Raw genomic sequence first — 22,853 nt, 5'->3', positions numbered from 1 at the left:
GGACTTCAGTCAGGTCGAAGGCGGCGTGGTTTTGCGCCGCCGCAGTTCGCGGATGATGGCCGCGTTGTCGAGTTCGCCGTCACCGGCGGCTACGGCCGCGCGCAGCAGGGCCGCATGGGTTTCGGACAAGGGCAGCTCCTGGCCTTCGGCCGCGGCGCCCTGGATCATCAGCATGACGTCCTTGAGATGCTGGTGAATGCGTGACTGCGGCGCAAAGTCTTCCTCCACCATCATCCTGCCCTTGGCCTCGGCCGCGCCGGACGTGGCGGGGCTGGCCAGCACCAGCGCCAGGAACTGCTCGGGGCCTATGCCCAGGCTTTCGGCGAAGACCATGCCCTCGGCCAGCGCCGCCCGGTTCAGGCCCAGCACGAGGTTGGTCGCGAGCTTGGCCCTGGCACCCATGCCGGCGCCGCCGACGTGGATGCGGTTGCCTGAAATGGCGGACAGCACCGGCTCGCATGCCTGCAGTGCGCCGGCCTCGCCACCCAGCAGCAGGGTGGCTTCACCGGCGGCTATTTGCTGGCTGGAGCCCGAGAGCGGCGCTTCAATGAAGGCAATGCTGCGCGCCCCCAGCCGCGCGGCCAGGGCTTGGAGCTCATGAGGGGTGCCGGTGGAGCAGTCGATGATGCTGCGAACGCCGAAGACGGACAGCAGGCCTCCCGGCCCTTCGACCACTTTGAGCACGTCGCCGGTATGAAAAACGGCCAGCACCATGCAGGAGGCCGCATTGGCCACTTCGGCCAGGGAGCCGGCAGCGCAGCCGCCTTGGGCGGCCAGGGCCGCCCGGGCCTCTTCGCGCAGGTCGAAGCCGGTGACCTGGAAACCGGCGGCCATCAAGCGCCGCGCCAGCGCCATGCCGACCAGGCCCAGCCCGACAACGCCGATGGAGTTTGCCGCCGTCATGGTGTCACGCCGCGAGCGACGCGCCTCCACAGACCTGGATGTCCTGGCCGGTGATGGCCGCGGCGTCGGGCGAAAGCAGGAAGGCGACCAGCGCGGCGATCTCCGTCGGCCGTATCAGCCGGCCCAGCGGCGGTAACTTCGGCGGGACCGTCGTGCGCGCAGGGTCGGCGAGCATGGCCGTTTCGGTGGCAGCCGGTGACACCACATTGACGGTGACACCCGAAGCCACGGTTTCGGCAGCCCAACTGCGCGCCAGCGCCACCAGCGCGGCCTTGGTTGCCGCGTACTGGCTGCGGCCTGCCATGCCGCGCGCCACGCGGCTGCCGATCAGCACCACACGGCCCGCACCGGCCTGCGCCATGGCGGGAACGACCTGGTTGGCGATGCGCGTGACGGCATCGACATGCAGCTGCCACATCAGCGCGGAGTCCTCATTGGAGAGCGCGCCCAGCCGGCCCACGCGCAGCACGCCGGCAGCGTGGACCAGGGCCTGTACGGCGCCCGCCGAGCGCACGGCTTGCTCGGTCGCCTGGGCATGGCAGAGGTTGACCTCGGTGGACGAAAACGCCGGGTGCACGATGCGCGCGGGCGCGATGTCCAGGCCGATCACGTCCCAGCCGCCGTCGAGCAATGCCTGGGCAACGGCCAGGCCTATGCCCGAGCTGCAGCCCGTGACCAGGGCGCGTTTCACATCTTCAGTGGCCATGGTTGTGCATATTATTCGACACGGATGTTGCCGTCGGTGATGATCTTCTGTGAGCGCGCCATGTCGCTGTTCTGGAATTTCGCGAAGTCCTCCGGCGTGCCGGGCGTCAGCACCAAGCCTTGCTGTATCAGTTTTTCGCGCATGTCGCTTGCCAGCGCCTTGTTGGTTTCGGCGTTGAGTTTCTGCGTGATGTCCGCCGGCAATTTTGCCGGGCCCCACAGGCCGTACCAGCTGTAAAACTCATAGCCGGGAATCGTCTCTGCCACGGTCGGCACATCGGGCAGGTTGGGCACGCGCTTGTCGCCGGTGATGGCGACGACGCGCAACAGGCCGCTCTTGTGGTACTGCAGCGAGCCGAGGATGGGGTCGATAAAGCCGTCGATCTGGCCGCCAATCAAATCCTGGAAAGCCGGCGCCGTACCCTTGTAGGGCACCACGGTGTATTCGATGCCGCCGGCGCGCTTGAGCAGCTCGGTGGACAGGTGGCCGGCCGAGCCGATGGAGCCGACCGCAAACGTCATCTTGCCGGGGTTGGCCTTGGCGTGGGCAATCAGCGACTTCACGTCGGTGATCGGCAAGTTCTTGTTGATGGCAATCGACAAGGGCGCCTTGGCAACGAGCGAGACGGGCGTGAAGTCTTTCACCACACCGTAGGGCACGGACTTCATGGTCATGGGTGCGGTGGTGAAAGTGGAAGCATTGAAGAGCAGGGTGTAGCCGTCTGCAGGCGCCTGCGCGACCACATGCGCACCGATGGTGCCGTTGCCGCCCGCGCGGTTTTCCACCACAAAGGGCTGGCCCATCTGCTCACCGAGCTTCTGCGCCAGCTGCCGGCCCACCGCGTCCAGCGTGCCGCCGGGCGGGAAGGGAATGATGACCTTGACCGGGCGGCTGGGATAGGCCTGCGCCGCGGCGCCAAAGGCAGCAGCTACGAGGCCGGCGGCCAGGCTGGCTTTGAGGAAAATGCGCGTCTTCATGGTTTGTCTCCAGAGGTCGTAAAAATAGACTCGGGGGAAGTTCTTGTGACTTCTTCTTGGCTACTCGACGCCGTGCAGCGCCAGTAGCGTTTTCATGCGGCGTAGGGCCAACTCGGGCTGCTCCAACAGGTTGGCGGCATCAGCGAGGCGGAACAGTTCGGCGAAATGCTGCAGCGAACGCGTGCTCTGCTGGCCGCCCACCATCGTGAAGTGCTTCTGGTGGCCGTTGAGCCAGGCCATGAAGACCACGCCGGTTTTGTAAAAGCGCGTGGGCGCAGCGAAGATGTGGCGCGACAGCGGCACGGTGGGACCCAGGATGGCGTGGAAGGCGTCGACATTGCCTTTGGCGAGTTCGCCGAGTGCGGCACTCGCGGCCGGCGCGATGGCATCAAAGATGCCCAGCAAGGCATCGCTCTGGCCGTGCGTCGCCTCCTTGCCGAAACCGTCGCCGGCGATCAGCTCGGCGTAGTTGAAGTCGTCGCCGGTGTACATGCGCACGCCCGCGGGCAGCTTTCGGCGCATCGCGATTTCCTTGTCCTTGTCGAGCAGCGAGATCTTGATGCCGTCGACCTTGCCGGCATGCGCCGCGATGATGCCGAGCGCGGTGTCCATGGCGCGGTCGGTATCGGCATTGCCCCAGTAGCCGGCCAGCGCCGGGTCGAACATGTCGCCCAGCCAGTGCAGCACGACGGGTTGTTTGGCCTGGCTCAGGATGCGGTCGTAAACACGTTCGTAGTCGGCCGGGTTTTTGGCGACGCGGGCCAGTGCGCGGCTGGCCATCACGATCAGCTTGCCGCCGAGTTTTTCAATCGCGGCCATCTGCTCTTCGTAGCCGGCAATGACTTCGTCGATGTTCTTGACGTTTTCCAGCACCAGGTGGTCGGTGCCGCAGCCGGAAGCCACCAATGCACCCGGCATATCTTTGGCGGCGTCCAGCGAGCGGCGTATCAATTCCAGCGAAGTCGGCCAGTCCAGGCCCATGCCGCGCTGGGCGGTGTCCATGGCCTCGGCCACGCCCAGGCCCAGCGACCACAGGTGGCGGCGGTAGGCGATGGTGGCGTCCCAGTCGACCGCGCAGGCCAGCCAGGGGTCCACTGCCGCCAGCGGGTCGGCGACCACGTGCGCGGCGGAATAGGCGATGCGGTTGAAACGCGTGCCGGGCGCGGGCGCGGCCGGCGCCTTGCCGCGCAAGGTATAAGGCTGCAGGCCGCCATCGGCCGAAGGCAAGGAGAGTGTCAGTGCCATGGAAATCCCCTTCAGACTTTGAGCGGCGGCACGTCGATCCAGCGCCGTTCTTTCCAGCTTTGCAGGGCCGCCTCGACCAGCTGCACGCCCTTGGCGCCTTCGGGCAGCGTCCATTTGTAGGGCTCGTTTTCCACCACGTGTCGGATGAAGTGTTCCCACTGGATCTTGAAGCCGTTGTCGTAGGTCTGCGAATCCGGGACCTCCTGCCATTGGTCGAAGAAATTCATCATCTGCTTTTCGTCGGGGTTCCAGACCGGGCGCGGCGTGGTCACGCGCGACTGGGCGCGGCAGCTCGACAGGCCGGCAACGGCCGAGCCGTGTGTGCCGTCCACATGGAAGGTGACCAGATCGTCGCGGCGCACGCGGGTGGCCCAGGACATGTTCATCTGGGCGATGACGGGTTCGCCGCCGTGGCCTGTGAGTTCGGCCGTGGCATAGGCCGCATCGTCGGCGGTGGCCTTGTAGGGCTTGCCGGCTTCGTCCCAGCGCTGGGGAATGTGGGTGGCGCCTATGCAGGAAATGGACTTGACCTCGCCGAACAGGTTGTCCAGCACGTAGCGCCAGTGGCACATCATGTCCAGGATCATGCCGCCGCCGTCTTCGGTGCGGTAGTTCCAGGAGGGGCGCTGTATCGGCTGCAGGTCACCTTCGAACACCCAGTAGCCGAACTCCAGGCGCACCGACAGCATCTTTCCGAAGAAACCGGCGCGGCGTAGCATGTCGAGCTTGCGCAGGCCGGGCAGGAAAAGCTTGTCTTGCACGGCGCCGTGCTTCAGGCCGGATTTCTCGGCCAGGCGGGCGATCTCGACGGCTTCGTTGAGGTTGGTGGCGATCGGTTTTTCGCAGTAGACGTGTTTGCCGGCGCGTAGGGCCTTGGCCAGCAAGGTCGGGCGCATCTGCGTGGTGCCGGCGTCGAAGAAGATCGTGTCGTCCTTGTTCTTCAAGGCCTCGTCGAGGTCGGTTCCCCAGCGCGAGATGCCGTGGGCCTTGGCCAGGGCTTCGATCTTTTCAGCGTTGCGGCCTATCAGGATAGGGTCTGGCATGGCCTTGCCGCCGTTGGACAGCGTGACGCCGCCCTGTTTGCGGATCGCCACGATGGAGCGGATCAGGTGCTGGTTCATGCCCATGCGCCCGGTCACGCCGTGCATGATGATGCCGAGTCGTTGTGTGCTCATGTGTGTTTCCTTGTTGCGGAGGTTTAGTAATCGGAACGCATCGCGTCCCAGGAAATATGGCCGCCGGCCTGGCCGGTGGCGAAGCCGGGACTGTCGAGTGAGCCCAGCGAAATCTGCCCGCCCTTGATGCGCAGCCGCACGGCGTCAAAGCTGTACTCGTACAGCGTGTCGTGCCCCAGCAGCAGGTTTTGCTGCTCGGCCTCGGGGGCGGCCATCAGCCCGTTGACGTAGTGGTGGCCGTTGCGCTCCACGTGCGCCAGGCCCAGCCAGCCGACCAGCGCCAAGTCCTGCTGCACGCCCAGGCCTGCCTGCATGGTGAGGTCCTCGCCCGAGAGAAAGTAGGGTGCACCGGGCGTTGCCTGGTTCCACATGGCGCAGCGCGCGGAGTTGATCACCGACTTGTAGAAGCCCTTGCAGCTTTTGCTGGACACACCGGTGTAGCCCAGCGCCCTGGCCTGGACGAAGGCATCCAGCGTGGCATCGGATTCATCCACCAGCAGGGGAACGTGTCTGGCCAATACCGACACGTCCTGCGCCAGCGCCTGGTCGCGGCGCAGCGGCTGCTCCACGAAGGCGGTGCTGGCCAGCAGCGGCGCGAGCTGGGGGGCTGCGCTGAGCTGCGCGAAGAAGTCGGCAAAGGCGCCGGCGCTGGCGTATTGCTCATTGCCGTCCAGCGTGATGACGCGTGCCGCGCCTTCCAGCACGTGGCTGATGGCCGTCAGGCGCGCTATGTCGGTTTCGGTGTCGCCGCTGAGCTTGATCTTGAAATGGCGGTGGCCGTAGCGCGTGATGGCCGACTCCAGCGAGGTGGGCAGGCCATCGGTTGGCTCCTGCGCCGGTTTGTCCGCGTGGGTGATTGCATCGGCCAGCCCGACGGTATGCCGCGCCGCGATTTGTTTGCGCGGCATCTGCAGCGACAGGAAGCGCGCCATGTCGAAATCGCGCAGGTCGGCGGCCAGGCCGCTGCCGCGCAGGTCCATGCCGGCCGCATTGGCGCTCATGCCGGCGGCAAAGCTGCAATTGAGCTTGAGCAGCAGTGCGTCAAGGATGGCGCGGTCCAGCAGGGCCGGGCCGTAGCTGGCGGCCAGCGGGTTCAGGCCGGCGGCCGCGCCGCTGGCCATCAGCGCGGGGTAATGGTGCGCGAAGTGCTGCCAGGCGGTCCGGGCTGAGGTATCGGCGCAGTAGGCGGCGCGGGCGGCCGTGAGCGCATCGCGCAGCTGCCGGAAGTTGTCTTCATTCGACAGGGCCGGATTCTTGTCGAACCACTTCGGGATCATCATTTCCGCCGCGCAGCCCTCTGAGGTCGACCCGTCGGCGAAGCTTATGCGGGCCCGCACATAGACCTGGGGGCAGGAAGTCACCGTGGCCGCGCCAAAGCGGAAGGGAAGGCGCAGCACCACGTCGCGCTCGAAAAAGCGGATGTCGTCGATCCGGAAACGGAGGGCGTCGTCCATGGCGTGCGGCTTCAGTGGTCCAGCGTGCCCTGCGAATAAAAATGCGCGCGCACCTTTTTGGCATAGACCGCGAACTCGGGCGAGCCCATCATGTCCAGCGTGCGCGGGCGCGGGCGCGGCAGGTCTATGTCGTAGATCGCGGCAATGGAACCCGGCCGCTCGCTCATGACGATGACGCGGTCGGACAGGAACACGGCCTCGGGAATGCTGTGGGTGATCAGCAGCACGGTTTTTTTCGAGGCCGACCAGATGCGCTGCAACTCCAGGTTCATCTTCTCGCGCGTCATCGCATCCAGCGCGCCGAAGGGCTCGTCCATCAGCAGCACCGAAGGGTCGTGCAGCAGCGCCCGGCAGATCGAGGCGCGCTGCTGCATGCCGCCCGACAGCTGCCAGGGGTATTTGTTTTCAAATCCTTTGAGGCCGGCCATTTCGATCAGCTGCATTGCCTTGGCCAGCGCCTGCTCCTTGGGCATATGGCGCATTTCAGCCTGCAGCAGGATGTTTTTGAGCACCGTGCGCCAGGCCAGCAGCACCGCGCTCTGGAACACGATGCCCACGTCTTTCTGCGGCCCGTTGATGGGCTTGCCCGCCAGGGTCAGCGTGCCGCCCGAGATGGGCAGCAGGCCGGCCACCATTTTCAGCAGCGTGCTTTTGCCGCAGCCCGAAGGCCCGACGACGGAGATGAATTCGCCTTCGCGTATCGAAAAATCCAGGGGCTTGAGCGACTCGACCGGGCCGTCCTTGGTCTGGTAGGTCTTGGAGACACCGCGGGCTTCTATCAGGTGGTCGTTGGGCATGGATGAAGTACGCCTTCTTCAGTTCGTCGGCAGGAAGTCCAGGCTCACGTAGTCTTCGGGCTTGCCGCGCGTGGAGGCATCCATGCCGCCGTATTGCACCAGCAGGTCCAGCGAGTCGCTGACGTTTTTCATGCTGACGCGGAAGGGGCGCTGGCTAGCGGTTTCCTTGGTGTGGTACAGCGCCACGCTTTGTTTCATGCCGACGATCAGCGTGTCGCGCACGCCGGCCTTGGGGTTGGCCTTGAGCATCGCGTCGACGGCCGCTTCTGGGCTTTTCTCGGCAGCCTCTGCGGCGCGCGTGGAGGCGCGCATGAAGCGTTTGACCAGGTCGGGGTTCTCGGTCAGCAGGTTTTTGTTGGCGATGATGCCGGAGCTGATTTGGTTGATGCCCGAGTCGGCGAAGCGTATCGGGTAGACCTGCTTGCCGGTGGCATCCTGCAGCTTGATGGCCTGGTCCATCACGTAGCCGAGAAGCAGGTCGGCCTGGCCGTTCATCACGGCATTGAGCTTGGTCTGGCCGTCGCCCGAGACGATCTTGACCTGGTCGGCCTGGATGTTGTTGACCTTGAGGAACAGCGGCCACATCTGCGACATCGAATCGCCCGGCGTGGTGGCCACCGTCTTGCCGATGATGTCTTTGGGCGTCTTGATGTTTTTGTCGGCAAAGCCCATGACCGACATGGGGCTCAGCTGGAACAGCACGCCGGTGGACTTGAGCGGCGCGCCCTTGGCGGCAGCCTTGATCATGGTGGTGACGTCGATGTAGCCGAAGGTGGCGGACTTGGCCGCTACGGCTTGGGCGGTGACGGCCGAGCCGCGGCCCTCCTGGATGTCGAGGTCTATGCCTTCCTCTGCGTAGAAGCCGCGTTCCTTGCCGAGGAAGAAGGGCGCGTGCTCGCTGTAGAGGTACCAGTTGAGCATCAGCGTGACTTTTTCGGGGGCCTTGGTCTGCGCCTGGGCGGGCGACATGGCCAGCATCAGTGCGCCGGCGATGGCGGTGAGCAAAGGGGATATGAGGTTCTTCATGATGTGTCTCCTGGGGTTGCCGGTGATGGAACGTGACGAGGGGAACGAAAAACAAAAAAAGGGAGGGGGAGGCGCGGCGGCCTAAAACACCTGGCGCTGCGAGGCATGCCAGGGAATCATCAGCCGCTCGACCAGGTCTATGGCCGCGAAGAGCAGCACGCCGATGGAGGACAGCACCACCAGCGCGGCGAACATCAGGGGCAGGTCGAAGTTGCCGTTGGCCACCTGCAGCACATAGCCGATGCCGGAATTCGAGCCGACGAATTCGCCGACCACTGCGCCCACCACGGCCAGCGTGATGGAGACCTTGAGGCCGCTGAAGATGGCGGGCAGGGCCTGCGGCAGGCTGATCTTGAAAAAGGTTTGCAGGCGGCTGGCGCCCATGGAACGCGCCAGGTCCAGCATGTCGGGCTCGACCGACTTGAAACCCATGACGGTGGACACCACGACCGGGAAAAAGCCCAGCAGGAAGGCCGAGATGATCTTGGGAAAGATGCCGAAGCCGAACCACACGACAAACAGCGGCGCGATCGCGACCTTGGGGATGCTTTGCGAAAACACCAGCAAGGGGTAGACGTAGGACTCGACGACGCGGGAGTAGGCGATCACCATGGCCAGCGGGATGCCGATGAGGATGGTGAGCGCGAAGCCGCCCAGCGTGGCCTGGGTGGTCTTCCAGCTTTCGCGCAGCAGGCGGCTCCATTCGGACACCAGTTGCTCCACGACCTGCTCGGGGCGCGGGATCAGGTAGGCCGGGATCTTGAAGCCGCGTATGGCCAGGTCCCACAGCACCAGCAGCAGCAGGATCAGCAGGAAGGGCCTGAGTGCCGGTAACAACAGCAACTTGCGCAGCATCGGATAAGTCTCCTGGTTGCCCATGCGGCATGGCGCCGCGGGCCGGCACGTCCGTATGTAACTATATGGTGAATTGTTGGGGCTAGGCCGGAGGCTGTCAACGGCCCCTAGGGAAACTCCGGGGGTGGGCAGACGGCAGGCCGGTGCTCAGTGCATCACGTAGCCGAGCACCATGTCCGTCATGTGCGACAGGCGCTGGGCCATGGCTTTGGGAGCGCGCAGATCACGCCCGAAGATGGTCGAGAGCGTCTGGTTGTTCGAGAGGTAGAAGTAACAGATTGAAGCAATCGAGATGTAGAGCTGGATCGGGTCTATGCCGGCCCGGAACAGCGCCTGGCGGCGCCCGCGCTCAAGCACCGTGTCCAGCATCTGCACCAGCGGCGAGTTCATTTCCTGGATGCGCGAGGACTTCTTCAGGTGCGCCGCATTGTGCTGGTTTTCACTGTTGAGCAGCGAGATGAACTCGGGATGCTCAAGGTAGTAATGCCAGGTGAAGGAGACCAGTTCGCGTATCGCCTCGACCGGATCCATTTCATCGAGGTGCAGCTTCTGCTCGGCCGCGCGTATGTCGGCGTAGGTGTTCTCCAGAACCGCGAGGAAGAGGTCGTCCTTGCTCTTGAAATAGTAGTAGATCAGGCGCTTGTTGATGTCGGCGCGCTCGGCGATACGGTCCACCCGGGCGCCGGCCAGGCCGTAGAGCGCGAACTCGTCGCGCGCGGCCAGGAGTATGGTCTGCTGCGAGCGGTCCGCGTCGCGTGAGCGGGGTTCCTGTGCGGATGAGGGGGTGGCTGCCATGTTGCAAATTTAACTGTTTGGTGAATTATTGCAAGTCCTGTGGGCCAAATTGCCGAAGGCCGCGCCATGGACACTATCGTCGCAACCGCTATCGCCGCATAATCAAAACAGGCTTTGGCCATTCGCGCCCAGGCCGCAACGCAAGCCAAGGAGGCCCACCATGAGCAATTCGAACACCCCCAAAGACGGTGACTTCGCGCACTGGGTTGAAGAAAAATCTGAAGCACTCAGGTTTGAGCTTGGCGAAAAATTCCCCGTTCCGCCCACCATCCTCGTCTCGCCCTCGGTGCATGCGGAAACCGGCTGGCAAAAACTCGAGGAAGTGCTGCTGGAGCACGAAGAACCGACGCAGGAGTTCCTTGACGAACTGGCCGCCCTCGAAGCTGCCCCACCGCTGAGCGATGAAGAGTTGGATCGCCAGGCTCTGGCTGCCGGCGGCAGCGATGGCGACGCCGCCACACCTGAATAAGCACAGCGCTCGAAGCTGGGCCCTCTTCATGCAAGCAGGGGCCGCGGAACCGGCTTTGCCGGGCCGCAGGCGCAGCGCCCCCTCGGGGGGCAGCGAGCCACACGAAGTGGGGGAGCGTGGGGGCCATATCCAGCACAATAGCCTTCATGACTCAACAACTTGCCGGCCACCTCCTCGTTGATTGCCTTCTGGCCCAAGGCGTTACCCACGCATTCGGCGTGCCTGGCGAAAGCTACCTGGCCGTGCTCGACGGCCTGCATGCGCGCCGGGGCAAGATCCAGTTTGTCACCTGCCGGCAGGAGGGCGGCGCGGCCTTTATGGCCGAGGCCCATGGCAAGCTGACCGGCCGGCCGGGCGTTTGCATGGTCACGCGCGGGCCGGGCGCCACGAATGCCTCCATCGGCGTGCACACAGCCTTCCAGGATTCGACGCCCATGGTGCTGCTGGTGGGCGACGTGGCCAGCGACTGCCGCGACCGCGAGGCCTTCCAGGAGGTGGATTATTTCAACTTCTTCGGCCCCAGCACCAAGGCTTTCGCCAAGCGCGTGGAACGTATTGATGAGGCCGACCGCATTCCCGAATACGTGGCGCGCGCCTTTGCCACCGCGATGAACGGCCGCCCGGGCCCGGTGGTGCTGGTGCTGCCGGAAGACATGCTGACCCGCATGACGGCCGCGCAGCCGCTGCCGCGCGTGGAGGCGGTGCAGGCCTGGAGCGACCCAGGCTCGCTGCGCACGCTGCGCGAGATGCTGCTCAAGTCTGAGCGCCCGCTGATCATCGCGGGCGGCGGGGGCTGGACGCCGCAGTCGGCGCAGGCGCTGCAGCGCTTTGCCGAGAACTGGAAGCTGCCGGTGGGCAATGCCTTCCGCTTCCAGGACACTTTTGACAACCACCACCCGCTTTATGCCGGCGACGTGGGCATAGGCCTGAACCCCAAGCTGGCCGCGCGCGTGAAGGCCAGCGACCTGATCATCGCCATAGGCCCGCGCCTGGGCGAAATGACGACCGGCAACTACACGCTGCTCGAAGCGCCCCGGCCGAAACAAAAACTGGTGCACATCCATGCCAGCGCCGAAGAACTCAACCGCGTCTACCAGGCCGACCTCGCCATCAACGCCACCATGAACGCCGCCGCGCGTTCGCTGGAGGTGCTGACGGCGCCGGTGACCGTAGCCTGGGAGGCCTGGACGGCCTCGGCCAACGAGGACTACCTGGAGAACCTCCAGCCCACGCCTTCGGCCAATCTCCCCGGCGACATCGACATGCCGGCCATCGTCGGCCTGCTGCAAAAACATTTGCCGGCTGATGCGGTGCTGACCAATGGCGCGGGCAACTTCGCCAGCTGGGTGCACCGCTTCTTCAAGCACCACGGCCTGGTCAAGGGCCACAAGACGCAGCTGGCGCCCACCGTGGGGGCCATGGGCTACGGCGTGCCGGCGGGCATCGCCGCGGCCATCACGACAGGCCGCACGGCTTTTACGATTGCCGGCGACGGCGACTTTTTGATGAACGGCCAGGAGCTGGCCACGGCCGTGCAGCACGGCGCGAAAAGCATCATCGTGCTGCTCAACAACGGCATGTACGGCACCATACGCATGCACCAGGAAAGGGAGTACCCGACGCACGAAAGTGGTTCACGCCTGAACAACCCGGACTTCGCGGGCCTGGCGCGCGCCTACGGTTATGCCGGCGTGCGCATCACGCGCACGGATGAGTTCGAGACGGAACTTCTGGCGGCCCTGGAACGCAAAGAGGGCACGGTGATCGAAGTGACGCTGGACCCGGAAGTCATCACCACGCGCGGCACGCTGTCAGCCATCACCACGGCGGCCGCTGCGCGGCTCGCCGGCGGCTCGGGTCTTTGATCCGGTGGACCTGGTTCACGAACGGTAAAGAGCAATGGCATGAACGTGGTCTTCGACTTCGGCGCGGTGCTGTTCGAGTGGCAACCGGCTGAGCTTTTACGCACCCACTTGAGCCATGTCACGCCGACGGCCGAGGCGGCCCGGAAGCTGGCGGCGGATATGTTCCACCATGAGGACTGGGCGGCCTTCGACCGCGGTACGCGCGAGTTGCCCGATGTGGTGGCATCCATGGCGCGGCGGCTGGCCTTGCCGGCCGACTTGCTGCATGGGTTTCTCGCGCCCATCGGGGAGCGCCTGCTGCCGATTGACACCACTGTGGCTTTGCTGGAGCAGTTGCAGCAGCGCCGCGGCAGCCGGGGCGACGTGCATCTCTATTACCTTTCCAACATGCCATCGCCTTTTGCGCGAGTCCTGGAAAGCCGGCACGACTTCCTGCGCCATTTCGACGGTGGTATCTTCTCCGGCGACGTGAAATTGGCCAAACCCGACCCGGCGATCTTCGAGCTGCTGGCCGAGCGCTATGGGCTGGTGCCGGCCGACACGCTGTTCATCGACGATCTTGCCGCCAATGTCGCCGCGGCCCGGCAACTGGGCTGGCAGACCATCCACTGCACGGCACCCGCCGGCTTGCCGGCCCAGGTGGCGGCACTGTTACCTGCCTGAGCTCCCATAAAAAAGGCCGGGGTGACCCGGCCTTTTTTTATGGGAAGCCGCCTCATGACAAGGCGGCCTCAAACCATGAGGGATTACTCCTTGATGTCCACAGCGTAGAAGTTGTGGCGGCCGAACGGGCTGTTCTTGTAGCCGATCACGCTCTTGCGGATGGGCTTCAATTGCACCGCGTGGGCGATGGTGAACCAGGGAGCCTGTTCCTTGAAGATGACCTGGGCCTGCTGGTAGAGCTTGATGCGCTCGGCGGGGTTGGTCACGGTCTTGGCCTTCAGGACCAGGTCTTCATACGGCTGGTAGCAGAACTTGGCGATGTTGGACCCGCTGGCCGACTGGGCCGAAGCGCAGCCGAGCAGGGTGTACATGAAGTTGTCAGGATCGCCGTTGTCGCCGGTCCAGCCCAGCATGCCCATCTGGTGTTCGCCGGCCTGCAGGCGCTTGCGGTACTCGCCCCATTCGAAGCTCTTGATCTCGGCGGTCACGCCGACCTTGACCAGGTCGGCCTGCATCAACTCGGCGATGCGCTTGGCATTCGGGTTGTACGGGCGCTGTACGGGCATGGCCCACAGGTCGGTGGTGAAACCGTTGGGGAAACCGGCCTGGGCCAGCAATTTCTTGGCGGCTTCGGGGTTGTACTCGTCGTCCTTGATGGCGTTGTTGTACGCGGCCATGGTCGGCGGGATCGGGTTCTTGGCGGCGACGCCGGTGCTCAGGTACACACCGTCAACAATGGCTTTCTTGTTGATGGCCATGTTGATGGCCTTGCGCACGCGCACGTCGTCAAAGGGCTTCTTGGTCGTGTTGTAGGCGAGGTAGCCCACGTTCAGGCCGGCCTGCTCGACGATCGTGACGTTGGAGTCCTTGCGGATCGCGTCCAGGTCGGCGGGGTTGGGGTAAGGCATGACCTGGCATTCGTTCTTCTGCAGCTTGGCCCAGCGGACCGATGCGTCAGGCGTGATCGAGTACACGAGGTCGTCGATCTTGGCTTTGCCGCCCCAGTACTGCGGGAAGGCCTTGTAGCGGATGACCGCGTCTTTCTGGTACTGCACCAGGTAGAAGGGGCCGGTGCCGACCGGGTCCTGGTCGATTTTTTCCGGCGTGCCGGCCTTGAGCATGGCGTCGGCGTATTCCTTGGACTGGACGGCCGCATAAGGCATGGCCAGGTTGGCGAGGAACGGTGCTTCAGGCTGGTTCAGCGTGATCTTGATGGTGAGGTCGTTGACCTTTTCCACCGATTTGATCAGCTTGGGCATGCCCATGTCGCTGAAGTAGGAGTGGTTGGGGCTGGTGACCTTGAAGAAGGCGTTGTCTTCCTTCCACTGGCGCTCGAACATGAACACCACGTCGTCGGCGTTGAAGTCGCGCGTCGGCTTGAAGGCCTTGTTGCTGGCGTGCCATTTCACGCCCTTGCGCAGCGTGAAGGTGTATTCCTTGCCGTCGGCGGAAATGTCCCATTTCTCGGCCAGGCCGGGAACGACCTTGGTGCCGCCGTATTCGAATTCGACGAGGCGGTTGTAGACGGGTTCGTTGGCATCAAACGACGTACCCGTGGTGTTGACGCCGGGGTAGAAGTTTTCGGGGCTGCCTTCAGAGCAGAACACCAGCGTCTTCGCGGAGACGGGTGAAAGTGCCAGCAGCGCTGGCAGGGCGACGGCGCACAGCAATGCGCGCTGGACCGGACGGAGCCGGCTTGCACTTGGTTTGGTCTGAATCATTTGACGATCCCTTTGGAGGTTGATGCTGCTTCGCAGCGGGGCTTGCGGCCAGTTTGCACCACATTTGTGACGTGGTGCGCCCTGGTCATTAAAAAACGTGGCCTGAAACCGGTGCGGGAAGGCATGGTTTCAGGTCACGCAGTGAGAAAGTTTTCGGCATAGTGGCACGCCACCTGCCGGTCCGCAACTTCGCGCAGCTGCGGCCTTTCGGCGCGGCAGCGGTCGGTGACATGCGGGCAGCGGGTCGAAAAGACGCAGCCGGTGGGCGGGTTCAGCGGCGAGGGGAGTTCGCCCTTGAGCACGATGCGCTGCTTGACGCCGGTGCTGCCGGCCAGGCCCGGCGTGGAGGCCAGCAAGGCCTGGGTGTAGGGGTGCAGGGGTTTGTTGAACAGGGTGTTTTTTTCGCCTTGCTCGACCGCGTGGCCCAGGTACATCACCAGCACGTCGTGGGCGATGTGGCGCACCACGCCCAGGTCGTGCGAGATGAACAGGTAGGCCAGGCCCATGGACTGCTGCAGGTCGGCCAGCAGGTTGAGCACCTGGGCCTGGATGGAGACGTCGAGTGCCGACACCGGTTCGTCGGCCACCACCACAGTGGGGTTGAGCATCAGCGCGCGCGCGATGGCGATGCGCTGGCGCTGCCCGCCTGAAAACATGTGCGGGTAACGGTCGTAGTGCTCGGGGCGCAAGCCCACCATGGCCAGCATGGCGCGGGCCTTGGCGGCGCGTTCCTCGGCGTTCAGGCTGGTGTTGATCTCGAGCGGGGCTTCGAGGATGGCACCGATCTTTTTACGCGGGTTCAGCGAGCCGTAGGGGTTCTGGAACACCAGCTGCACGGCCTTGCGCAGGCCCAGGCGCTCGTCATGCGGTGCGTTCACGGCGTCGATGCCGGTGATGCGCAATTCGCCACCCGTGGGGGTTTCGATCAGCGACACCATGCGGGCCAGCGTGGATTTGCCGCAACCGGATTCGCCGACGACGGCCAGCGTCTTGCCGGCGTGGACCGAAAAGGACACGCCGCCGACGGCCTGCAGGTGGTCGGACTTGCGCATGAAGCCGCGGCGGATCTCATAGACCTGCTTGAGGTTTTTGGCCTCGACGACGGGGCCTGCCGGCACGGCGCTAGGGGTGATGGCGGCGGTGCTCATTGCGCGGCCTCCACCAGCGGGGTGTCACGCTCGATATTGGCTTGGCGGCTCGGGTCGCCCAGTGGGTAGTGGCAACGCACCATGCCGTCCTTCCAGGCGCGCAGCAGCGGGCGCTCGTTGCGCGAATGCTCGGTGGCGTAGGCGCAGCGCGGGGCGAACAGGCAGCCGGTGGGCCGGTCGTAGAGGCCGGGCACCATGCCGGGAATGGTCGCCAGGCGCGCGCTGCCGTCGCTGCGCTCGGGCAGGGCCGACAGCAGGGCCTCGGTGTAGGGGTGCTGGGGCGTGTTGAAGAGGGCGTGCGCGCTTTGCTCTTCCATGATCTGGCCGGCGTACATGACGGCGATGCGCTGCGCCATTTCGGACACCACACCCATGTTGTGGGTGATCAGCACCAGCGCCATGCCGCGCTCTTTCTGCAGGCTGCGCAGCAAATCGAGGATCTGCGCCTGGATGGTCACGTCGAGCGCCGTGGTCGGCTCGTCGGCGATCAGCAGGCGCGGGTTGCAGGCGATCGCCATGGCGATCATCACGCGCTGGTTCATGCCGCCCGAAAGCTGGTGTGGATAGGCCTTGAGGCGGCTTTCGGGCGAATTGATGCCGACCTGCTCGAGCAACTCGATGGCCTTGCGCGTGGCGGCTTTTTTGTCCAGCCCCAAGTGTAGGCGCAGGGTTTCGGTGATCTGGAAGCCGACGGTGAAGCAGGGGTTCAGGCTGGTCGTCGGTTCCTGGAAGATCATCGCCACGTCTTTGCCGATGAGCTTGTTGCGCTCGCCTTGCGACAGCTTGAGGAGGTCGTGGCCGGCGAAGCGGAGCTTGTCGGCCTTGACGCGGCCGGGGTAGGCCACCAGGCCCATCAAGGCCATCATGGTGACGCTTTTGCCGGAGCCGGACTCGCCGACGATGCCGAGGACTTCACCTTCTTCAAGCGACAGGCTGATGCCGTCGACGGCGTGCATCACGCCGTTTTGCGAGGGGAACTCGACGGAGAGGTTTTCTATTTCTAGGAGAGCCATACGAAATCTTTCAGCGTTTCAATTTCGGGTCGAACGCGTCGCGCAGTCCGTCACCCAGCAAATTGAAGGCCAGCACAGTGATCAAAATTGCGAGGCCGGGGAAGGTCACAACCCACCAGGCGCGCAGAACAAATTCGCGGGCATCGGCCAGCATGGTGCCCCATTCGGGAGAAGGCGGCTGCGCGCCCAGGCCCAGGAAGCCCAGGGCGGCCGCGTCCAGGATGGCGGTCGAGACACCCAGCGAGGCCTGCACGATCAACGGCGCCGTGCAGTTGGGCAGGATCTCGCTGAACATCAGGCGGATACGGCTGGCGCCGCTCATGCGGGCGGCCGTCACGTAGTCGCGCGAGGTCTCGGCGATCACCGCGGCGCGCGTGATGCGCACGTAATGCGGCAGTACGACGATGGCCACGGCCAGCATGGCGTTCATCAGCCCGGGGCCGAGGATGGCCACAATCACGATGGCCAGCAGCAGGCTGGGCAGGGTCAGGATGATGTCCATGAGGCGCATCACCGCGATCTCGAAGATGCCGCGGAAAAACCCCGCGAGCAGGCCCAGCACGGTGCCGACTACCACCGACAGCGCCACCACGGCCAAGCCGATGACCAGCGACAGGCGGGCGCCGTACATCAGGCGCGAGAGAATGTCGCGGCCGATGGCGTCGGTGCCCAGCGGGTAGGTCCATGATCCGCCGGTTTGCCAGGCCGGAGGTTTGAGGAAGACCGCATTGTTGGTGATGTTGGGCGCGTGCGGCGCCAGCAGCGGCGCGAACAGCGCGATCAGCAGCACGCCGATGACGATGACCAAGCCGATCACGGCGCCGTTGTTGGCGCTGAAGTAGTTCCAGAATTCGCGCAGCGGGTGCGGCGGCGCGGGCGCGGTAGCGGGTTTCAAGGTGGCCGTGCTCATCGCTGGTGCCTGATGCGTGGGTTAATGATGCCGTAGGTGATGTCCACCAGCAGGTTGACGGCCATGACGATGGCGCCCAGCAGCAGGATGCCGCCCTGCAGCACGGGGTAGTCGCGGCGGCTGATGGCTTCGATCAGCCATTTGCCGACGCCGGGCCAGGAAAAGATGGTTTCGGTCAGGATGGCGCCGGTGAACAGCACGCCGACCTGCAGGCCGATCACGGTGACCACCGGGATCAGGGCGTTGCGCAGCGCATGCAGGGCCACCACGCGCAGGTTGGAAAGACCTTTGGCGCGCGCGGTGCGGATGTAGTCCTCGCCCAGCACTTCCAGCATGGCCGAGCGCGTCATGCGCGCGATCACCGCCAGCGGATTGGTGCCCAGCACGATCATGGGCAATATCAGGTGCGAGGCGGCCGACCAGAACGCACCTTTGTCGTCGGAAAGCAGTGAGTCGATCAGCAGAAAGCCGGTGGTGGGCTCGATGAAGTACTGCACCGACAGCCGGCCGGAGACCGGCGTCCAGCCGAGCTCGACCGAAAACAGCAGGATCAGCAGCAGCCCCCACCAGAAAATCGGCATGGAGTAACCCGTGAGGGACACCCCCATGACACCGTGGTCGAGTATCGAGTTTCGCTTCACCGCCGCCAGGATGCCGGCCGGTATGCCGATCAGCAGCGCGAACAAAATCGCGCAGACCGCCAGTTCGATGGTGGCCGGAAACAGCGTGAGGAACTCGCGCAGCACGGGCTCCTGGGTGATCAGCGACTTGCCCAGGTCGCCCTTGAGCACGCGGACGATGTAGATGCCGTACTGCACCATAACGGGCTTGTCCAGGCCGAATTCCTTGAGGAGCTGGGCATGGCGCACCGGATCGATGCCGCGTTCGCCCGCCATGGTTTCAATCGGGTCTCCCGGCACCATGCGGATCAGGAAGAAGGCCAGCAGTGTCATCCCCAGGAAGGTGGGGATGATCAGGCTCAGTCGGGTAAAGATAAAGCGCAGCATTATCGCGGGATGCTAAGGCAAGGCTTAGCGCTGGCTAGGGAATTTCCGTCGCGAAAGCGACATGCGGAGCGCGCGGAAATTTCCGCCGCCCCCGTCTTCAAATGCAGTGGCATCAACATGGGATCTTGTCTAGTCAGTCAGGCCCGGGGCAGTGCCGCGGGGAATTTTTTATCTTAGCAACATTAGCATCATTTTTCGGCACTGCCGCCACCGGCGGGCTACCCAGTAACCCTATGGCATCAGCACACCTACAGTGGCGCTTGCGGCGCTAATGAAGCGTGTTTCGAAGGCGAAGGAGTAATGCAGGATGCGTGCCAGAGGGGCGTCGCTGCGAGGCCGGGGCGGTGCGTGCGTGCATAAAAAAAGGCCGGTGAAACCGGCCTTTTCGAAATCGGCGGAAGCCGATTACTTGACGTGCTTGCCGATCAGGCCAGCCATCTCGAACATCGACACTTGCGCCTTGCCGAAAACGGCGCGCAGTTTTTCGTCGGCGTTGATCATGCGCTTGTTGACCTTGTCCTGCAGGCCCTTGGATTTGATGTAAACCCACAGCTTGCTGACGATCTCGGTGCGTGGCAGAGGCTTGTCGCCAACCACGGCTGCCAGTGCGGGGCTCAAGGTCAGCGCTTTCATGAACGCTGCATTGGGCGTACGCTTTTTGGCGGGCGCTTTTTTCGCTGCTGGCTTTTTGGCCGCAACCTTCTTGGCGGGAGCTGCTTTCTTCGCGGCTACCTTTTTCGCAGGCGCTGCTTTTTTCGCAGGAGCCTTCTTCGCAGGAGCTGCTTTCTTCGCAGCTACTTTCTTTGCCGGAGCAGCCTTTTTTGCAGGCGCTTTTTTAGCCGGTGCTTTTTTCGCAGTTGCCATGATTGATTTTCCTTCTAGAAGTTGATAAATCACCACACGGATAACTACTTCCTTGTGGCAATGCGGATGCTACTGGAGAAAAACGCAGTTTCCTAGTGAAAACCCACTTTATTTGCGCCTGGATGTTGCAGATTTACCTCTGAAAATCAGGAAAACGCCTGTGAGAATCACGCCGCAGGCGGCCCATTCGCTCCCCGTGACGTGCTCTCCGGCGAAAAAAGCACCCAGGAAAATCGCGATCAAGGGGTTCACGAAGGCGTAGCTGGTGGCCACCGCGGGCGAGGCATTGGCCAGCAAATACAGGTAGGCGCTGAAGGCGATCAGCGAGCCGAACACCACGAGATAGAGCCAGGCGAGCATCGCTTCGGGCTGCGCCGGCCAGTTCGCGGCGGCCTCGCGATGCTCACCCAGTGCAAGAGAAATCAGCATCAACACCGCGCCGCCGCACAACATTTCGCTGGCAAAGCCCGCAGGGCCTGGGGCCAGTGGCAGGCGCGTGGCGGACAGCACCGACCCCAGCGACCACAGCAGCGTGGCACCCGCGATGCAGGCCAGCCCCACCGGCGCCGCGCCGAAACTGGCACCTTGCACCAGCATCAGCACACCCGCCAGGCCCACCGCCATGCCGATGAACTCCAGCCGGCTGGGCCGCTGGCCCAGCAGCAGGCCCCAGGCCGACACCAGCATAGGCACGATGGCGATGAAGGTGGCGATTAGGCCCGAGCCGATGTGGACTTCGGCCGAGGCCGTCAGCCCCATGCCGCCGCCCAGCATCAGGGTGCCGATGATGGCGGCGTTGGCCCATTCGCGCCGGCTCGGCAGCTTGTGCCCGCGCGCCAGCACCCAGGCCATCAGCAGGATGCCGGCCGCCAGGAAGCGCGTTCCCATCTGGAAGAAGGGCGGGAAGCTGATCAGCGCGAAACGGATCGCCAGGTAGGTCGAGCCCCACACCAGGTAACAGGCGAGCAGGGCGGGGATCAGGAGCGCCGGCGCCTTGCCGGCGGCGGGAGGGGAGATGAGTGCGGAGGTCATGCCGGGATGTTAGGTTGCCATGTGCCTGCAGGCCATGCAAAATTAACGGCAAAACCGCAACTGGCCTTTGAATTTAAAGCTTGAAACCCGACATGACCGAAACCACCGAATGGGACCACTACGACAGCCGCATCCTTGGCGAGCTGCAGCGCGACGCGCGCATCACCATGGCCGAGCTGGGCCGCCGCGTCCACCTGAGCCAGCCCGCGGTGACCGAGCGCGTGCGCAAGCTTGAGCTGGGCGGCGTGATCAAGGGCTACCGGGCCGAAGTCGACCTGGCGCGCCTGGGCTACGGCATACGCGCCATTGCCCGCGTGGGCAGGGTCGAATACGCCCGCGTGGTCAAGCTGATCGAGCAGACGCCCGAGGTCATCAATGCCTACAACGTCACCGGCGAGGACAGCTGGGTGCTGGAGATCGCGGTGATCGATGTCGCCCACCTGGACGCGGTGGTGACCAAGTTCTGCATCCTCACCGAGACCTCGACTTCCATCGTTCTCAACGCCCCCCGCGAAAACGCCGTCGTGCTGCCGGCCCGCCGCGAGGACATCAAACCCGTCATCAAGAAAGTCACCGGAAAATGAGCACTGCCGCCCCTTCGTCTCCCGCATCTTCGGCCTCTTCGGCCCCCGCCGTCTTCGCCACCTGCGACCTTTGTGATGCGCACAAGGGCGACACCTCGGGCGCGTTTCGGGTGCTGCCGCCGGTGTTCCAGAGCTATGGCGGCGTCGCAAAATTCAGCGGCCCCGTCGTCACCGTGAAATGTTTTGAAGACAACTCGCTGGTCAAGGCCGCCGTCGAATCGCCCGGCGAAGCGCGTGTGCTGGTGGTGGACGGTGGCGGCTCGCTGCGCCGCGCTCTGCTGGGTGGCAACCTCGGCCTGGCCGCGGCGAAAAACGGCTGGGCCGGTGTGGTGATCGACGGATGTGTGCGCGACGCCGCCGAACTGGCGCGCTGCCGGACCGGCATACGCGCCCTGGCCCTCATGCCCTTGCCCACCGAAAGGCGGCAGGAAGGCCAGCGCGATATTCCCGTCCAGCTCCAGGGCGTGCGCGTCTATCCGGGCGACTGGCTTTATGCCGACGAGGACGGCATCGTGGTGATGCCGGCGCAGGGAAAAGCCTAGCCCTTCAGACCCTTGTAGAGCATGTACGCGGCCAGTACGTAGAGGATGCTCGCGAACACCCGCTTGAGCTTGCCCACAGGCAGGCTATGCGCGGCCTTGGCGCCCAGCGGCGCCGTCATGAAGCTGCACACGGCAATCACCACCAGGGCCGGCAGCCAGATGTAGCCGAAGGAGCTCTCGGGCAGGTTTTGCACGCTCTGCCCGCTGATCACGTAGCCCAGCACGTTGGCCACGGCGATCGGGAAGCCCAGCGCGGCCGAGGTCGCCACCGCGCTGTGGATGGCCACGTTGCACCAGGTCATGAAGGGCACGCTGATGAAGCCGCCGCCCGCACCGACCAGGCCCGACAGGAAGCCGATGAAGCCGCCGGCCGCGAACTGGCCCGCCGTGCCCGGCATCTGCCGCGTCGGTTTGGGTTTTTTGTCCAGGAACATCTGCGTGGCGGAAAAGCTCACGAACAGGCCGAAGAAGATCGCCAGGTAGGAGCCCTTGAGCAGCGCGAACACACCGAGGCTGCCGATGATGCTGCCGATCACGATGCCGGGCGCCAGCCGCTTGACGATGTCCCAGCGCACCGCGCCGCGCTTGTGGTGCGCGCGCACGCTGGAGATCGAGGTGAAGATGATGGTGGCCATGGACGTGGCGATCGCCATCTTGACGGCCAGGTCCGGCGCCACGCCGCGGTTGGACATGATGATGGTGATGAAGGGCACCATCAGCATGCCGCCGCCTATGCCCAGCAGTCCCGCGAGAAATCCGGTGCCGACGCCCAGGATGGCCAGTTCAACAATGAGAAGGGGTTCAAGCATCATGGGGTGTCAGGCATGGGGCCGCAGGCCTGCGGCGCTTCGCGGGGAAGCGCTGCGGCGGGGCGAGGTTGGAGGGAGGGGAGGCGGGAGAGGGGGCAAGGCGAGGGCGCAAATAAGGTGTCTGCGAGTGCCACTGGACCGTCATCCTGAACCGGGGTTCAGGTGGGCGAGGGCAGTCGGGTTTCGGGTTCGTCTGACGCGAGACGATCACACCTGCCGGACAATTTACCAAGCCCGTGCTCGTAGAGCATTGGTTCAAGGAAATATAAAGCCCAATACGCATCGCAGACGCC

23 protein-coding genes are annotated in these 22,853 nt (G+C 64.4%); 5 read left to right on the top strand and 18 right to left on the bottom strand.

The features are described from left to right. Positions 1-9 precede the first annotated feature (9 nt). The 10 genes from AC1D1Y_RS09020 to AC1D1Y_RS08975 form a co-directional block, all read right to left on the bottom strand. Entirely contained in the window at positions 10-903 is an 894-nt protein-coding gene (locus AC1D1Y_RS09020; RefSeq protein WP_477682040.1) for an NAD(P)-dependent oxidoreductase, read from the bottom strand. A gap of 4 nt (positions 904-907) precedes the next feature. Continuing rightward, positions 908-1,609: an SDR family NAD(P)-dependent oxidoreductase gene (locus tag AC1D1Y_RS09015; protein ID WP_477682039.1), complete on the bottom strand. Its 702-nt coding sequence runs from the start codon at positions 1,607-1,609 to the stop codon at positions 908-910. A gap of 11 nt (positions 1,610-1,620) precedes the next feature. Continuing rightward, the gene (locus AC1D1Y_RS09010; protein ID WP_477682038.1) at positions 1,621-2,586 is read right to left on the bottom strand and encodes a Bug family tripartite tricarboxylate transporter substrate binding protein; all 966 of its coding nucleotides are present in this window, start codon (positions 2,584-2,586) and stop codon (positions 1,621-1,623) included. Positions 2,587-2,646: 60 nt separating this feature from the next. Beyond that, positions 2,647-3,831 (bottom strand): dihydrodipicolinate synthase family protein, encoded by a 1,185-nt coding sequence (locus AC1D1Y_RS09005; protein ID WP_477682037.1) that lies wholly within the window; start codon positions 3,829-3,831, stop codon positions 2,647-2,649. A gap of 11 nt (positions 3,832-3,842) precedes the next feature. Then, the gene (locus AC1D1Y_RS09000) at positions 3,843-5,006 is read right to left on the bottom strand and encodes a Gfo/Idh/MocA family protein (RefSeq protein ID WP_477682036.1); all 1,164 of its coding nucleotides are present in this window, start codon (positions 5,004-5,006) and stop codon (positions 3,843-3,845) included. Between the two features lie 23 nt (positions 5,007-5,029). Further along, positions 5,030-6,460, bottom strand: coding sequence for an enolase C-terminal domain-like protein (locus tag AC1D1Y_RS08995; protein ID WP_477682035.1), 1,431 nt, complete (start codon positions 6,458-6,460; stop codon positions 5,030-5,032). Between the two features lie 11 nt (positions 6,461-6,471). Further along, positions 6,472-7,257, bottom strand: coding sequence for an ABC transporter ATP-binding protein (locus AC1D1Y_RS08990; RefSeq protein ID WP_477682034.1), 786 nt, complete (start codon positions 7,255-7,257; stop codon positions 6,472-6,474). 18 nt (positions 7,258-7,275) lie between these two features. After that, positions 7,276-8,283, bottom strand: a complete 1,008-nt coding sequence (locus AC1D1Y_RS08985; protein WP_477675273.1) for an ABC transporter substrate-binding protein — start codon at positions 8,281-8,283, stop codon at positions 7,276-7,278. 81 nt (positions 8,284-8,364) lie between these two features. Next, on the bottom strand, positions 8,365-9,138 hold the full coding sequence (locus AC1D1Y_RS08980) for an ABC transporter permease (RefSeq protein ID WP_477682033.1): 774 nt from the start codon (positions 9,136-9,138) through the stop codon (positions 8,365-8,367). A 147-nt stretch (positions 9,139-9,285) separates the two neighbouring features. Then, on the bottom strand, positions 9,286-9,933 hold the full coding sequence (locus tag AC1D1Y_RS08975; protein WP_477682032.1) for a TetR/AcrR family transcriptional regulator: 648 nt from the start codon (positions 9,931-9,933) through the stop codon (positions 9,286-9,288). 160 nt (positions 9,934-10,093) lie between these two features. Here AC1D1Y_RS08975 and AC1D1Y_RS08970 point away from each other — a divergent pair, with 160 nt between their 5' ends. The 3 genes from AC1D1Y_RS08970 (at position 10,094) to AC1D1Y_RS08960 (ending at position 12,930) form a co-directional block, all read left to right on the top strand. Beyond that, entirely contained in the window at positions 10,094-10,402 is a 309-nt protein-coding gene (locus tag AC1D1Y_RS08970; RefSeq protein WP_477682031.1) for a hypothetical protein, read from the top strand. A 146-nt stretch (positions 10,403-10,548) separates the two neighbouring features. Next, complete coding sequence (locus AC1D1Y_RS08965; protein ID WP_477682030.1) at positions 10,549-12,267, top strand: thiamine pyrophosphate-binding protein; 1,719 nt, start codon at positions 10,549-10,551, stop codon at positions 12,265-12,267. A 39-nt stretch (positions 12,268-12,306) separates the two neighbouring features. After that, the gene (locus tag AC1D1Y_RS08960) at positions 12,307-12,930 is read left to right on the top strand and encodes an HAD family hydrolase (RefSeq protein ID WP_477682029.1); all 624 of its coding nucleotides are present in this window, start codon (positions 12,307-12,309) and stop codon (positions 12,928-12,930) included. An 83-nt stretch (positions 12,931-13,013) separates the two neighbouring features. Here AC1D1Y_RS08960 and AC1D1Y_RS08955 read toward each other — a convergent pair whose 3' ends face one another. The 7 genes from AC1D1Y_RS08955 to yedA all read right to left on the bottom strand — a co-directional run bounded on the left by AC1D1Y_RS08955 (position 13,014) and on the right by yedA (position 20,625). Then, the gene (locus AC1D1Y_RS08955; protein WP_477682028.1) at positions 13,014-14,651 is read right to left on the bottom strand and encodes an ABC transporter substrate-binding protein; all 1,638 of its coding nucleotides are present in this window, start codon (positions 14,649-14,651) and stop codon (positions 13,014-13,016) included. 134 nt (positions 14,652-14,785) lie between these two features. Beyond that, the gene (locus AC1D1Y_RS08950; protein WP_477676382.1) at positions 14,786-15,799 is read right to left on the bottom strand and encodes a peptide ABC transporter ATP-binding protein; all 1,014 of its coding nucleotides are present in this window, start codon (positions 15,797-15,799) and stop codon (positions 14,786-14,788) included. Next, positions 15,796-16,812, bottom strand: coding sequence for an ABC transporter ATP-binding protein (locus AC1D1Y_RS08945; protein ID WP_436154161.1), 1,017 nt, complete (start codon positions 16,810-16,812; stop codon positions 15,796-15,798). The genes AC1D1Y_RS08950 and AC1D1Y_RS08945 overlap by 4 nt, the downstream gene beginning before the upstream one ends. A 10-nt stretch (positions 16,813-16,822) precedes the next feature. Then, positions 16,823-17,722: an ABC transporter permease subunit gene (locus AC1D1Y_RS08940; protein ID WP_477654718.1), complete on the bottom strand. Its 900-nt coding sequence runs from the start codon at positions 17,720-17,722 to the stop codon at positions 16,823-16,825. Continuing rightward, entirely contained in the window at positions 17,719-18,729 is a 1,011-nt protein-coding gene (locus tag AC1D1Y_RS08935) for an ABC transporter permease subunit (RefSeq protein WP_411879545.1), read from the bottom strand. Before AC1D1Y_RS08935 ends, AC1D1Y_RS08940 begins: the two co-directional genes overlap by 4 nt. A 405-nt stretch (positions 18,730-19,134) precedes the next feature. Then, complete coding sequence (locus AC1D1Y_RS08930) at positions 19,135-19,593, bottom strand: SWIB/MDM2 domain-containing protein (RefSeq protein ID WP_122956824.1); 459 nt, start codon at positions 19,591-19,593, stop codon at positions 19,135-19,137. Between the two features lie 108 nt (positions 19,594-19,701). Then, complete coding sequence (gene yedA, locus AC1D1Y_RS08925) at positions 19,702-20,625, bottom strand: drug/metabolite exporter YedA (RefSeq protein ID WP_477682027.1); 924 nt, start codon at positions 20,623-20,625, stop codon at positions 19,702-19,704. A gap of 92 nt (positions 20,626-20,717) precedes the next feature. Here yedA and AC1D1Y_RS08920 point away from each other — a divergent pair, with 92 nt between their 5' ends. Together AC1D1Y_RS08920 and rraA are read left to right on the top strand one after the other, a co-directional pair. Continuing rightward, complete coding sequence (locus tag AC1D1Y_RS08920) at positions 20,718-21,209, top strand: Lrp/AsnC family transcriptional regulator (RefSeq protein WP_007873193.1); 492 nt, start codon at positions 20,718-20,720, stop codon at positions 21,207-21,209. Next, a complete protein-coding gene (gene rraA, locus AC1D1Y_RS08915) occupies positions 21,206-21,751 on the top strand; it encodes a ribonuclease E activity regulator RraA (RefSeq protein WP_477682026.1) in 546 nt (181 codons plus the stop codon). Before AC1D1Y_RS08920 ends, rraA begins: the two co-directional genes overlap by 4 nt. Here the strand turns inward: rraA and AC1D1Y_RS08910 are convergent. Continuing rightward, the gene (locus tag AC1D1Y_RS08910; protein WP_477682025.1) at positions 21,748-22,563 is read right to left on the bottom strand and encodes a sulfite exporter TauE/SafE family protein; all 816 of its coding nucleotides are present in this window, start codon (positions 22,561-22,563) and stop codon (positions 21,748-21,750) included. The genes rraA and AC1D1Y_RS08910 overlap by 4 nt on opposite strands. Positions 22,564-22,853 lie beyond the last annotated feature (290 nt).

The sequence above is a fragment of the Polaromonas sp. P1_G1 genome, from assembly GCF_056405595.1.
Note: the sequence above shows the minus strand (reverse complement) of the source record. Positions and strands in the feature narration are given on the sequence as shown.